The organism is Streptomyces sp. NPDC104831, assembly GCF_055583025.1.
Genome location: NZ_JBVJOT010000005.1, coordinates 36,510 through 49,968 on the forward strand (window position 1 = coordinate 36,510; position 13,459 = coordinate 49,968).

8 protein-coding genes and 1 tRNA gene are annotated in these 13,459 nt (G+C 74.0%); 4 read left to right on the plus strand and 5 right to left on the minus strand.

Going from position 1 to position 13,459, the window contains the following annotated elements; all coding sequences use genetic code 11:
• The first annotated feature begins 97 nt into the window (after nucleotides 1–97).
• The gene (locus ACZ63H_RS05140; protein ID WP_469862295.1) at nucleotides 98–1,477 is read left to right on the plus strand and encodes a serine/threonine-protein kinase; all 1,380 of its coding nucleotides are present in this window, start codon (nucleotides 98–100) and stop codon (nucleotides 1,475–1,477) included.
• A gap of 16 nt (nucleotides 1,478–1,493) precedes the next feature.
• Here the strand turns inward: ACZ63H_RS05140 and ACZ63H_RS05145 are convergent, their stop codons facing one another.
• Complete coding sequence (locus ACZ63H_RS05145) at nucleotides 1,494–2,813, minus strand: hypothetical protein (RefSeq protein WP_469862532.1); 1,320 nt, start codon at nucleotides 2,811–2,813, stop codon at nucleotides 1,494–1,496.
• Nucleotides 2,814–3,095: 282 nt separating this feature from the next.
• Nucleotides 3,096–3,224, minus strand: a complete 129-nt coding sequence (locus tag ACZ63H_RS05150) for a DLW-39 family protein (protein WP_003999697.1) — start codon at nucleotides 3,222–3,224, stop codon at nucleotides 3,096–3,098.
• Nucleotides 3,225–3,573: 349 nt separating this feature from the next.
• Here ACZ63H_RS05150 and ACZ63H_RS05155 point away from each other — a divergent pair, with 349 nt between their 5' ends.
• The 3 genes from ACZ63H_RS05155 to ACZ63H_RS05165 all read left to right on the plus strand — a co-directional run bounded on the left by ACZ63H_RS05155 (nucleotide 3,574) and on the right by ACZ63H_RS05165 (nucleotide 9,685).
• Complete coding sequence (locus tag ACZ63H_RS05155) at nucleotides 3,574–3,972, plus strand: DUF6344 domain-containing protein (RefSeq protein WP_469862297.1); 399 nt, start codon at nucleotides 3,574–3,576, stop codon at nucleotides 3,970–3,972.
• Between the two features lie 187 nt (nucleotides 3,973–4,159).
• Entirely contained in the window at nucleotides 4,160–4,951 is a 792-nt protein-coding gene (locus ACZ63H_RS05160; protein WP_469862299.1) for a glycosyltransferase family 2 protein, read from the plus strand.
• 516 nt (nucleotides 4,952–5,467) lie between these two features.
• The gene (locus ACZ63H_RS05165) at nucleotides 5,468–9,685 is read left to right on the plus strand and encodes an nSTAND1 domain-containing NTPase (RefSeq protein WP_469862301.1); all 4,218 of its coding nucleotides are present in this window, start codon (nucleotides 5,468–5,470) and stop codon (nucleotides 9,683–9,685) included.
• Between the two features lie 234 nt (nucleotides 9,686–9,919).
• On the opposite strand, the gene ACZ63H_RS05170 is transcribed toward ACZ63H_RS05165, so the two are convergent.
• The 3 genes from ACZ63H_RS05170 to gyrA form a co-directional block, all read right to left on the minus strand.
• Nucleotides 9,920–9,996 (minus strand) — tRNA-Ile (locus ACZ63H_RS05170).
• Between the two features lie 112 nt (nucleotides 9,997–10,108).
• Nucleotides 10,109–10,828 (minus strand): DUF3566 domain-containing protein, encoded by a 720-nt coding sequence (locus ACZ63H_RS05175; RefSeq protein ID WP_469862303.1) that lies wholly within the window; start codon nucleotides 10,826–10,828, stop codon nucleotides 10,109–10,111.
• Between the two features lie 18 nt (nucleotides 10,829–10,846).
• Complete coding sequence (gene gyrA / locus ACZ63H_RS05180) at nucleotides 10,847–13,441, minus strand: DNA gyrase subunit A (RefSeq protein ID WP_469862305.1); 2,595 nt, start codon at nucleotides 13,439–13,441, stop codon at nucleotides 10,847–10,849.
• Nucleotides 13,442–13,459 lie beyond the last annotated feature (18 nt).

A 13,459-nucleotide genomic window follows, 5' to 3' on the forward strand; every position in this document is an offset into this window, starting at 1 on the left:
CCGCGGGCCGGTTCACCACCGGGGCTGATCCGGCCGGCGCACGGGCACGGGGCACCAGCGGGGACGCACGGGGCCAGGAGGAGGAGCGGCGGCTGCCATGGGTGAGGTCTTCGCCGGCCGGTACGAGCTGGCCGACCCGATCGGACGCGGTGGCGTGGGCGCCGTATGGCGGGCCTGGGACCACCGCCGGCGGCGTTACGTGGCCGCGAAGGTCCTCCAGCAGAGCGACGCCCACTCCCTGCTCCGCTTCGTCCGGGAGCAGGGCCTGCGCATCGACCACCCGCACGTCCTCGCCCCGGCCAGCTGGGCCGCCGACGACGACAAGGTGCTGTTCACCATGGACCTGGTCACCGGCGGCTCCCTGGTCCACCTGGTCGGCGACTACGGCCCCCTTCCGCCCGCCTACGTGTGCACGCTGCTCGACCAGTTGCTGTCCGGGCTCGCCGCCGTCCACGCCGAGGGCGTCGTCCACCGGGACGTCAAGCCCGCCAACGTCCTCCTCGAAGCCACCGGCACCGGCCGCCCCCGGCTCAGGCTGTCCGACTTCGGCATCGCCATGCGGCTCGGCGAGCCCCGGCTGACGGAGACCAACCTCGTGGTGGGGACGCCCGGTTACCTCGCCCCGGAGCAGTTGCTCGGCGCCGAACCCGACTTCCCGGCCGACCTGTTCGCCGTGGGCCTGGTCGCCCTCTACCTCCTCGAAGGCGCCAAGCCGGACACCAAGGAACTGGTGCGGTACTTCCTGGAGCACGGCACGCCCGGCCCGCCCAAGGGCATCCCGGAACCCCTCTGGGGGGTCGTCTCCTCGCTGCTCCAGCCCGATCCGGCACGCCGTTTCCGTACGGCCACGGGGGCGCGCAAGGCGCTCGCCGCCGCCGCGGAACTCCTGCCGGAGCCGGGCCCGGACGACGAACTCATCGAGATCTTCGACCAACTCGGGCCCCTGCCGCCCGGCTTCGGCCCCGGCGGCCCCCACCGGCGGGCCTCCGGCGTGGCCTTGGCACCGGTCCCGGGCACCACCTCGGAGACGGCCTCCGAAGGCACCCCGGAAGAGGCCCCGCGGACCGGCACGGGCACCGGCCCGGCCCCGGGTCCCCCCACGGACACGAGCACCACCGGTTCCCTGTCGGACACCGGAAGCTTCCGTCTGCCCCCGCCCCGGCACACCCCCGCCCCCCAGCCGTCGCCCCTTGCGCCCGCGCCCGCGACCCCGCCCCCCTTCCCGGTGCCGCCACCGGTGCCGGAGCCCCCACCGGTCCCGCCCGTGGACACCGCCACCACCGCCTACACCGCACGCGACCCCCGTCCGGCGCCCCCCGCGCCGTCCCTCCCGGTGCCGTCACCCGCGCCCGGCCGGCGGCACCGGGCGCGGCGCGCGCCGCGCCCGCCCGGGCCACCGGCGAAGGCAGTGATCCCGATCCTGCTGCTGGCGCTCGTCTGCTACGCGGTGGGCTTCTGGGCCCTGACCCGCCTCTGAGCGGGCCGCCCGGCCGTCACCGGGACCGGGTGTGCGCCCGCCGGGCCGCCACCGTCCAGCCCCCGAGGGCCAGCAGCAGTGCGGTCCCCATGCCGATCCCGCCGACGGCGACCAGCCGCAGCGTCCCGTCGCCGTCGCGCCCACCGTCCGCCGGTCCCGTGTCCGCGCCCGTGGCCCCGGGCGCGAGGCCCCCGGTCAGCGCGGCGGCACGGTCCTGGTCGGTGACCGTGAAGACGTCCTTCGGCACCGGGGCGCCGTCGTACCCGGGGCCCGCGTGGGCCCGGCCGTCCACCCGCACCCGCAGCGTCACGTCGTACGGCCCCGGCCCGAACGGCTCGGCCAGCCGGGTGCTGAGGTGCAGGACGAGGTAGTAGTCACCGGCGAACCGTACGGAGGTCACCCCGGCCGGGACGGCGTACCGGTTGGCGTACTCCACCGGCGGCAGCGGCCGCAGGGCGGTGGGCCTGGCGGTGCCGGTGTAGCCGGCGGAGGCGGCGTCGACCAAGGCGCGGACGGGGTTGTGGAGGGAGAGGGTCAGGGCGCCGCCGACATAGCCGTGGCCCCGGGCGCCGCCCAGCTCGGCGGAGGCGCCCAGCCGTCGGCCCCAGTCCATCGGGACCTTGTAGAACCGGGTCTCGCCCGGTGCGAGCGCCGTCCGCCAGACGCCCGGGCCGAGGGGCCGCGCGGCCGCGAACCCGGTGCCGCCGGAGCGTTCGCGGGGCCGGCCGGCGGGGGGTTCCGGGGTGGCGGAGTCCCAGGTGCGCGGCGCGGTCGTGGCACCGGCCCGGACCAGGCCCGGTTCCGTTGCGGGCGCGATCTCCAGGTCCCAGCGCCCGCCCCCGTCCGCCGCGCCCGGGGCACCGGCGTCGAGCCGTTCGACGAGCAGGTAGTACGTGCCCCCGCCCTGGCACAGCGCCTTGCCCCGCTCGCGCTGGCCCACGGCCGTGACCGGGCGCGGGCTGATCCCGGCACCGAAGCGGGCGGAGGCGTAGGAGCAGGAGGTGCCGTCGGCGTCCCGCAGCGAGACGCGGATGCCGTCGGTGGCGGAGACGGCGGCGTCCGGCGGCGGCACGGCGGTGACGGGGACGTACGCCGTGTCCGCGGCGGTGAGCCGGAGCCGGTAGTAGAGCCTGGCGCCGCGGGGCAGGGAGCTGCGGTAGGTGTGGCGGGCGTCCAGCGGGACCGCGCCCGCGGTGTCGGGCGCGCCCGCGACGTCCCGGGCGCCGGGTGTGAAGGCGTAATCCCCCTCGGCCCGCGCACCGGCGGACGGACCCGCGGCCCACGCGCCGGCCGGCGGGGCGGCGACGGTCCAGAGCCCCAGCAGCAGGATCACCATCACGCACCGGACGGCTCCGGTGTGCCCCCGGTCCCGCACGCGCCCCACCCCCAGTCGCCCGACAACCGCGCCGCGGGCTCCATCCTGCCCCGGCCGGCCCTGCGCCATCCGGGCATCGCGTACACCCGTCCGAAACGCCCGGCCCGCCCGGCGCCGCGCCCCGCCCGGCCTACCCCGGCCCGCGGATTCCCGCAACACGGGACGGCCCCCGGCAACGCAGAACCCCGGCCGCTCGGGCGACCGGGGTCTGTACAGATTCGGTATCGGCTTCGGTACCAGGACTCACGAACCCGTGGGCACGGAGTCAGTCGCCTCCGTCCACAGGTCCTGCTCGGCGCGATCCGCCTGGATCTGGCGGTACACGAGGAGCCCGCCGATGGCGGCCAGTGCGACCAGGAGCAGCTTCTTCACCGCGCGACCTCGTCTTTCCTTGACGTAGGGGACCTCTGGCGCCCGACTATACACACCGACCGATATCGGTCGGTGACCTGCGTCGGCGCCCAACTCCCGCCCCCGGCGGCCCACTAGCCCGGGCCGGAGGCCGCCTCGGCCGGAGCGTGACCAGGCCCCCACGGACAGTGACTTTTCTCCCTCTTCACCCTCGCTCATCGCTTTTCGGGCCTTTTCCGCCCTCTTGCGTCCATACGAGTGGTGTTCATCGGAACATCGACGCGTCAGGGGCGTCGGTCCACCACATCGCGATCCCCATACACATCATGAACAAAGTACGCAAATCGCCCGACCCGAAAGTGAGGGGACCATGACCCGGACCAAGGTCATGAAGCTGTGGACCGCCATCGTCACCGCCTTCCTCGCGCTGTGCACGGCACTCGGACTCGTCTCCGCCGGCACCGCCACCGCCGCCCCGGCCGGATCCCGGACCGAGAACACCGGAACCGGCACCGGCACCGCGCACCGCACACCCGCGACGATCCCGGCACCGCACCACTGGGCCTGGTCCCACGCCAGGGCCCTGCCCCCCACGATGAAGCAGCGGATCCGGGCCGAGGCCCACGGAAAGTCCCCGAGCTGCCGGCACCGGCCGCTGGACGAGACCGAGCAGACCGAGACGGAACTCCAGAAGCAGCCCCGGGCCCGGACCCGCGACCAGAACGAGGTGCCCGCCCCCGACCACGCCCCGGCGGCCCTCGACTGCTGAGCCCCCGCCCCTCACGCAGTACCGCGACGTCTCGACGACACGGCGACTTGCGTACGCACCAGTCGACACGGAGGACCCCCGGCCGATCCGGCCGGGGGTCTCGCGCTGTTCCCGGGCCGTCCGCGTGCCCGGACCCGTCGTGGGCCATGCTGGCAGCGACCACACGCCCCGACCGCACGGAAAGGTGGTGAGCGCTGCCGTGACCCGGCGCGTCACCGTAGTCACCGCTGTCCACGGCCCGTCCGCCCGGTTCCTGCCGGACGCGTACGCCTCCCTGCGCGCGCAACGACTGCCCGCCGGCTGGGAGTGGGAGTGGATCGTGCGGGAGGACGGCACGACGGACGAGGTCCGCCCGTTCGTCCCGGACGACACGCGCGTCACGTTCTGCCAGGGCCGGCCCGGCGGTCCCGGCGTGGCCCGCACGATCGCGCTGTCCCGCGCCGAGGGCGCGTACGTCAAGGTGCTGGACGCCGACGACCGGCTCACCCCGGGCGCGCTCGCCCGCGACCTGGCCGTGCTGGAGGAGCACCCGGCCGTCGGGTGGACCACCTCCCGCGTGCTGGACCTGCTGCCCGACGGCTCCACGGCCGGCTTCCCCGGCGATCCCGACGAGGGCCCGGTCGAACGCGGTACGGTCCTCGACCGCTGGCAGCGCGGTGACTTCCGTCTGCCCGTCCATCCGGCGACCCTGTGCGTCCGGCGCGACCTGCTGCTCGCCCTCGGCGGCTGGATGGCGCTGCCGGCCTCCGAGGACACCGGGCTGCTGCTGGCGCTGGACGCGGTGAGCCGCGGCTGGTTCACGGCCCGGGCAGGTCTGCTGTACCGCAAGTGGGACGGGCAGGTCACCGGCCAGGCGGCCCATGTCGACCCCGCCGAGCGGGCGGCCCGCACGGCGGTCGCCCAGGCCCGGGCCCGCGCGCTCGCCGGCCTCGGCTGGACCTGGCCGCCGACGCCGCCGGCCGCTCCGGCGCCTTCGTGACGTCCCGTTCCCCGGACGCCTGGCCCCGCTCCCCCGGTGCGAGGGCCCGCCAGCCAGGCACGAGGGCCCGCGAGGGGCACGCCCCGGCCGCCGCCCGCACCGCCTCGGAGGTGTGGTCGTGCCATCGGATTTCCCACCCGCCCGGCACCGGTCCCTCCCCTCGCGGGGACCGGTGCCGAACGGTGCGGGAACATCGACCCACGCCATGTCGGCGCGGCGCGGATCGAAGTACGGGGACGATTTCCGGGCGCCCGCGGGCTCAGCCGCCGGGCGCGGCTCAGGTTGGCCGAAATTGACCGAGAACGTACGGCGCCATGGGCTGACTCTCCGAGCACTGAGCCGGTGGCCTGTCCGGACGGTGTGTGACGGGTCCGCTACCGGGTTCGGATCCTGCCATTTGTCACCGCCCGTGGGGAGGTTCCGGACCCTGCTCCTCCCCTTAACCGCAGGTCAGACGTATAGGGTGAGTTTTCCGGTCCGGACGTCCAGCACGCGGGGGAAGTAAGGGGTGGAACCTTGAGTTCCGACTCAGGGGCACGCACAGCCTTCGCCGAGCGGCTCGCGCTGCTCTACAAGGAGGCCGGAAATCCTCCCCTCAAGAGCGTCGCCCAGGCGGTCGTACGGCTCCAGCGGGTCGACGAGCGCGGGCGGCCCGTACGGGTCTCCGCGCAGCGGATCAGCGACTGGCGGCGGGCCCGGAACGTACCGGCCCAGTTCACCGCACTCGCGGCGGTCCTGCACATCCTCATCCCGGAGGCCCGGCGGCTGCGGCCCGCTCCGGTCTCCGCCGGCCTGTACGACCTGGCCCACTGGCAGCGGCTGTGGGAGCTGGCCGTGGCCGGTCCGGCCGGCGACCGGGCCGCGCCGCCCGCGGAGGAGAACCGGCGGCCCCCGGCCCAGGCGCCGCCGGTCGCCGGGGGCGTGTGCCCGTACCGGGGACTGGCGCCGTACCGGCGGGAGGACGCCCGGTGGTTCTTCGGCCGGGAGCGCAGCACCAGGGCCCTCGTCGCCCAGCTCCGCGCCGCCGAGCGGACCGGCGGACTGATCATGCTGGTCGGCGCCTCCGGGGCGGGGAAGTCGTCCCTGCTCAACGCCGGCCTCGTCCCCGCGATCCGGGGCGGCGCCCTGAACGGGGCCGGCACCGACCGGACCGACCCGGCGGCCGACACCGGCCTCCCCGCGCGCCCGGGCCACCGGACGGCCGACGGCACGGGCCCCGCCCGGCAGGTCACGCCCACGCCCCCCACCGCCGTCACCCGGACCGACGAGCCCGAAGACTCCTCTGAAGCCCCCGCCGAAAACCCTTCCGGGTCACCCGGCTTCCCCCGGACCCCCGACCCGGTCCACCCGCTCGTCCCCGGCGCCGACCCGCTGGGCGAACTGGTCCACCGGATCCCCGAGCTGGCCGCCGTCGCGGGCGAGGCCCGCCGGGCCGAGCGGGAGGCCGCACGGAACCCGGCACTGCCGGGCAGCGACGCCCCGCACCTCACCCGGGCCGTACGCGCGGCCGTCGCGGCCTGGGCGCGCCGCGCCTGCGCCCCGGACACCCGGCCGGTCCTCATCGTGGACCAGTTCGAGGAGGCGTTCACCCTCTGCGCCGACGAGGCGGACCGGCGCACCTTCATCCAGTTCCTGCACGCGGCCTGCACCCCGCCCCCCGGCTCCGCCGGGCCCGCCCCGGTCCGGGTCGTCCTCGGCATACGGGCCGACTTCTACGAGCAGTGCCTCGGCTACCCGGAACTGGCCGACGCGCTCCAGCACCGGCACATGGTGCTCGGCCCGCTGACCAGCACCGAGCTGCGCGAGGCGGTGACCGGCCCGGCCAAGGCGGTGGGCCTGGAGCTGGAGCCGGGGCTCGCGGAGCTGATCGTGCGCGAGGTGAGCGCCGACGGCCCGCGCGGGGCGCACGACGCGGGCGTGCTGCCGCTGCTGTCGCACGCCCTGCTGTCCACCTGGCAGCGCCGCAAGGCCGGGAGGCTGACGCTGGCCGGCTACCGCGCGGCGGGCGGCATCCAGGGCGCGGTGGCGGCGACCGCCGAGCGGGCCTGGTCCGGTCTGGACCCGGCGGCCCGGGCCGCCGCCCGGCTGCTGCTGCTGCGGCTGGTCCGGCTGGGCGAGGACACCCAGGCCACCCGGCGGCGCGGCACCCGGCGCCAGCTCGCCGAGGAGTCCGCGGACCCCGGCAAGACCGAGGAGTCGCTGGAGGCCCTGGTGCGGGCCCGGCTGGTGACGCTGGACGCGGACACCGTGGAGATCACCCACGAGGCGCTGCTGCACGCCTGGCCCCGGCTGCGGCACTGGATCGACGAGGGCCGCGGCGACCATCTGCTGCGCCAGCGGCTGGAGGAGGACGGCCGGGCCTGGGAGGACTCGGGCCGGGACAACTCGCTGCTGTACCGGGGGTCGCGGCTGGAGCAGGCCCGCAACTGGGCCCGGTCGGCCGGGGACACGTACCTGACGCGCAGCGCGATGGAGTTCCTGGCCGCCTCGGTCCGGCTGCGCAAGCGGACGGTGTGGCTGAGCCGGGCCGCGGTGGCGGCGCTGGTGGTGCTGGCCCTGCTGGCCGCGGGGTCCGCCGTGATCGCCTGGAAGCAGCGCGACGACGCCGAGTTCGCGCAGGTGCTCGCCGAGGCCGACCGGGTCCAGCACAGCGACCCGTCGCTGGCCGCCCAGCTCGACCTGGTCGCGCACCAGCTGCGCCCCGGTGACGAGGGCACCTACAGCCGCCTGCTCTCGATCGTGAACGCCCCGCTGGCCACCCCGCTGTCCGGCCACACCGGTGCCGTCTACCTCACCTCCTTCAGCCCGGACGGCCGCACCCTGGCCACGGCCGGCTACGACCGCACGGTCCGGCTGTGGGACGTCACCGACCCGCACCGCCCGGCCCCGCTCGGCAGGCCGCTGACCGGCCACGCCAGCTGGGTGAGCAGCGCGGTGTTCAGCCCCGACGGGCGCACCCTGGCCTCGGCCGGCGACGACGGCACGGTCCGGCTGTGGGACATGGCCGACCGGAGCCGGCCCCGGCCGCTCGGCAAGCCGCTGGCCGGCCACCGGGGCACGATCTACCTGGTGGCGTTCAGCCCGGACGGCCGCACCCTGGCCACGGCCGGCGAGGACAGCACCGTACGGCTGTGGGACCTGGCCGACCCGCGCCGGCCGCGGCCGCTCAGGACGCTGCGCGGGCACACGGCCGCGGTGCGCTGTGTGGCCTTCGGCCCGGACGGGCGCACGCTCGCCACCGGCGGCGACGACAACACGATCCGGCTGTGGGACGTCGCCGACCGGAACCGGCCCAGGCCGCTCACGACACTGCGCGGGCACACGGGCCTGGTGCACTCGGTGGCCTTCCGCCCCGACGGGCGCACCCTGGCCAGCGGCAGCGCGGACGACACCATCCGGCTGTGGGACGTGCGCCGCCCCGGCCGCGCGGCGGCGCTCGGCTCCCCGCTGACCGGCCACACGGGCCCGATCTGGTCGGTGGCGTTCAGCCCCGACGGCGGCCGGCTGGCCGCCGCGAGCGCGGACAGCACGGCGAGCCTGTGGAACGTCACCGACCCGGCGGCCCCGTCCCAGGTCGGCGAGCCGCTCGCGGGCAGCAGCGGCGAGATGTACGCCCTGGGGTTCCGCCCGGACGGCCGTACCCTCGCCACCGGCAGCGGGGACGGCAAGGTACGGCTGTGGTCGGTGCCGACCTCGGACATGGTGGGCCGGAGCGGGGCGTTCCGTCCGGACGGCCGGGTGCTGGCCACGGCCGCCCGGGACGGCAGGCTGCGGCTGTGGAACGTGACGCGGCCCGGCCGGCCCGTGCCGCTGGGCAAGCCGTTCATGCGGGCGGACGGCGACCAGCGCTCGCTCGTGTTCTCGCCCGACGGCCGCGTCCTGGCCGTCCTCACCGGCGTCCGCACGGTGTACCTGTGGGACGTCTCCGACCCGGCGCACCCGGTCGCCGCGGGCCCGCCGCTGACCCTGCGGACCCGCTTCATGGGCCCCGACGCGCTGGCCTACAGCCCGGACGGGCACACCCTGGCCACCGCCTACGACGACCGCACCGTCCAGCTGTGGGACGTCGGCGACCCCGCCCGCGCCGTGCGGCTCGGCAAGCCGCTCACCGGCCACCGGGGCTATGTCAACGCGCTCGCCTTCAGCCCGGACGGGCGCACCCTGGCCAGCGGCAGCGCGGACAGCGCGATCCGGCTGTGGGACGTCACCGACCGCGCGCACGCCGCCCCGCTGGGCGAGCCGCTGACCGAGCACACGGGTCCCGTGAACGCGCTCGCCTTCAGCGCGGACGGGCACACCCTGGCCAGCGGCAGCGACGACGACTCGGTCCGCCTGTGGAACGTCGCCGAGCCCCGGCACGCCGAGCCGCTCGGCAGGCCGCTCACCGGTCACAGCGAGGCGGTGACGTCCCTGACGTTCAGCACCGTGGGGCACACCCTGGCCAGCGGCGGCAACGACAACACGGTCCGCCTGTGGAACGTCGCCGACCCGGCCAGGGCGACCCCGGTCGGCCAGTCGATGAGCCCCAACGCCAAGACGGGCAACTTCCTCTCCTTCAGCCCCAACAGCCACGTCCTCGGCGTCTCCAGCGGCACGGACACGGTCCGCCTGTGGAACCTGGACGCGCAGACGGCGATCCGCCACATCTGCGCGGTCACCCGGGGGGTCCTGACGAAGGAACGCTGGCACGAGTACCTGTCGCGCCTCTCCTACGACCCCCCGTGCGGTCGATGATCGGCCAACCTGCCTGATTCATCCTGGACTTGGCCCCACGCAACCGACAACCTTGTTACCCTTGGCCATAGCCCGATCGCTGGTGCATCCCCCGTCGCCAGCGGTCGGGCATCCTCATGCCCCGGCCCACACCGACGACGCCTCGCATCACGATGCGCTCCGCCAGTTGGCCCACCTGGTGTCAAGCCTGGATGTCAAAAGACCCCCGGCCCAATGGACCGGGGGTCTTCTCGCTGGTGGGGCTAACAGGATTTGAACCTGTGGCCTCATCCTTATCAGGGATGCGCTCTAACCAACTGAGCTATAGCCCCGCCGCGCCGTGCGGTGTGTGTCCCGCGCGCTGACTCCTGAAGATTAGCGCACGACACCGCCAGTCCCAAAATCGGTTGTCGGGGGACCGTCACGACGCCGCTGGTCGGGGCGTCACTCGTCCTCCGCGAGGGTCAGCTCGATGCCGCCCACGAAGCCCGCGGAGAGGTTGTAGATGAACGCCCCGAGGGTCGCCAGCGCGGTCGCCAGGACCACGTCGATGACCGCGATGACCGAGGTGAACGTCAGGACGTGCGGGAGGGACAGGAACGCCTGGAGGTCGAAGCCGTTGGCCTCGTTGGAGCCGGTCGCCTCCGAGATCGTGCCGCCGACCGTCGAGAACACCCCCATCGCGTCCATGACCATCCACAGCACCGCCGAGGCGACGATCGTGCAGATGCCGAACGCGATGGACAGCAGGAAGCTGACCTTCATCACCGACCACGGGTCGGCCTTGGCCACCCGCAGCCGCGCCTTGCGGGTCCGCGGCGCCGTCGGCCGCACGCCCGTGCGCGGCTTGCGCGTCCCGCCCTGTGCCGGATAGGCCTGCGGCGGGTGGTACGGGCCGTCGGGCTGCTCCGGGTGCCGCTCGCCGGGCAGCGGCGACGCCGCCCGTGCCTCGCCGGCCGCGGCCGGGCCTCGGGTGTCCGTCACCGTTCCCCCCTGGGGTCCAGACGTACGGGAAGAGTCCGCCTCGGACGCCTTCACCGGCTTCAGATTGGTCGTGTGCGGGTCGCTCGCACTTGCCGTACGCGCGGCGGAGCCACGGCCGCCGCCGTCCGTTTCCGTACCCGTGGAGGTACCGGCCGATCCGGCGCCCGTGGCTCCGCTCACGATGACTCTCTCCTCGTGCTACTCGGCCGAGGGTGCCTCACCCTCGTCCGTGCCGGTGGTCCCGGCATCCTCGGCGGTCTCGTCCACGGCCACGTCGCCGTCGACTTCCTCCGCCTCGCGCCCGGCCTCGGCGTTACGTGCGATACCGACCACGGCATCGCGCTTGCCCAGGTTGATCAGTTGGACGCCCATCGTGTCACGGCCCGTCTCCCTGATCTCGTTGACTCGCGTACGAATCACACCGCCGGAGAGGGTGATCGCGAGGATCTCGTCGTGCTCCTCGACAATCAGCGCGCCGACGAGCGAACCACGGTCCTCCACGATCTTGGCGGCCTTGATGCCGAGGCCGCCGCGGCCCTGGACGCGGTACTCGTCGACGGCGGTCCGCTTCGCGTACCCACCGTCGGTGGCAGTGAAGACGAACGTACCGGGTCGCACGACATTCATCGAGAGAAGCTCGTCGCCCTCGCGGAAACTCATCCCCTTGACGCCGGAGGTGGCGCGGCCCATCGGGCGAAGGGAGTCGTCCGAGGCGGTGAACCGGATCGACTGCGCCTTCTTGCTGATCAGCAGCAGATCGTCCTCGGCGGAGACCAGCTCGGCACCGATCAGCTCGTCGTCGCCGCCGTCCTCGCGCTCACGCAGGTTGATCGCGATGACACCGCCGGAGCGGGGCGAATCGTAATCCTTCAGTGGCGTCTTCTTGACCAGACCGGACTTGGTCGCCAGCACCAGGTACGGCGCCGCCGCGTAGTCCCGGATGGCGAGGATCTCGGCGATCGCCTCGTCCGGCTGGAAGGCCAGCAGGTTCGCCACGTGCTGACCGCGCGCGTCCCGGCCGGCCTCGGGCAGCTCGTACGCCTTCGCCCGGTACACCCGGCCCTTGTTGGTGAAGAACAGCAGCCAGTGGTGCGTGGTGGAGACGAAGAAGTGGTCGACGATGTCGTCTTCCTTCAGCTTCGCGCCGCGCACGCCCTTGCCGCCGCGCTTCTGCGCACGGTAGTCGTCCGTCTTCGTCCGCTTGACGTAACCGCCGCGCGTGACGGTGACGACGATGTCCTCCTCGGCGATCAGGTCCTCGATGGACATGTCGCCCTCGTACGGGATCAGCTTGGTCTGGCGGTCGTCGCCGTACTTCTCGACGATCGCGGCCAGCTCCTCGCTGACGATCCCGCGCTGGCGGACCGGCGAGGCCAGGATCTCGTTGTACTCGTTGATCTTCGCCTGGAGCTCGTCGTGCTCCTGGACGATCTTCCGCCGCTCCAGGGCCGCCAGGCGCCGCAGCTGCATCTCGAGGATCGCGTTGGCCTGGATCTCGTCGATCTCCAGCAGGCCCATCAGGCCGCTGCGCGCGATGTCGACGGTGTCGCTGCGCCGGATCAGCGCGATGACCTCGTCGATGGCGTCCAGGGCCTTCAGCAGGCCGCGCAGGATGTGCGCCCGCTCCTCGGCCTTGCGCAGCCGGAACTTCGTCCGGCGGACGATGACCTCGATCTGGTGCGTGACCCAGTGCCGGATGAACGCGTCCAGCGAGAGGGTGCGCGGCACGCCGTCGACCAGCGCCAGCATGTTGGCGCCGAAGTTCGTCTGCAGGTCGGTGTGCTTGTACAGGTTGTTCAGCACGACCTTGGCGACCGCGTCCCGCTTCAGGACGATCACCAGGCGCTGGCCCGTACGGGACGACGTCTCGTCGCGGACGTCCGCGATGCCGCCGATCTTGCCGTCCTTCACCAGGTCGGCGATCTTCTGCGCCAGGTTGTCGGGGTTCACCTGGTACGGCAGCTCGGTGACCACCAGGCACTGCCGGCCCTGGATCTCCTCGACCTCGACCACCGCGCGCATCGTGATGGAGCCGCGCCCGGTGCGGTACGCCTCCTCGATGCCCTTGCGGCCGACGACGAGCGCGCCGGTCGGGAAGTCCGGGCCCTTGATGCGCTCCATGAGCGCGTCCAGCAGTTCCTCGTGGGAGACGTCCGGGTTCTCCAGGTACCACTGGGCGCCGGCCGCGACCTCGCGCAGGTTGTGCGGCGGGATGTTGGTGGCCATGCCGACCGCGATGCCGGCCGAGCCGTTGATCAGCAGGTTCGGGAAGCGGGCCGGCAGGACGGTCGGCTCCTGGGAGCGGCCGTCGTAGTTGTCCGTGAAGTCGACGGTCTCCTCGTCGATGTCGCGGACCATCTCCATCGACAGCGGCGCCATCTTGCACTCGGTGTACCGCATGGCCGCCGCCGGGTCGTTGCCCGGGGAGCCGAAGTTGCCGTTGGAGTCCACCAGCGGCATCCGCATCGACCACGGCTGGGCGAGGCGCACCAGGGCGTCGTAGATGGAGGAGTCGCCGTGCGGGTGGTAGTTGCCCATGACGTCGCCGACGACGCGGGCGCACTTGTAGAAGCCGCGCTCGGGGCGGTAGCCGCCGTCGTACATCGCGTACAGCACGCGGCGGTGGACGGGCTTGAGGCCGTCCCGGACGTCCGGCAGCGCGCGGGAGACGATGACGGACATCGCGTAGTCGAGGTACGAGCGCTGCATCTCCGTCTCGAGCCCGACGGGCTCGACACGCATCACGAGTTCGCCGCCCTCTTCCGGGGTGGCGGGGGTGTTCTCGTCGGCCATTGCTGGTGAAGATCCTTC

Bases quoted from the DNA above. Each gene is read 5' to 3' on its own strand.
- ACZ63H_RS05140 (WP_469862295.1), top strand. From the start codon at position 98: ATGGGTGAGGTCTTCGCCGGCCGGTACGAGCTGGCCGACCCGATCGGA.
- gyrA (WP_469862305.1), bottom strand. From the start codon at position 13,441: ATGGCCGACGAGAACACCCCCGCCACCCCGGAAGAGGGCGGCGAACTC.
- ACZ63H_RS05155 (WP_469862297.1), top strand. From the start codon at position 3,574: ATGACCCGGACCAAGGTCATGAAGCTGTGGACCGCCATCGTCACCGCC.
- ACZ63H_RS05145 (WP_469862532.1), bottom strand. From the start codon at position 2,813: ATGGTGATCCTGCTGCTGGGGCTCTGGACCGTCGCCGCCCCGCCGGCC.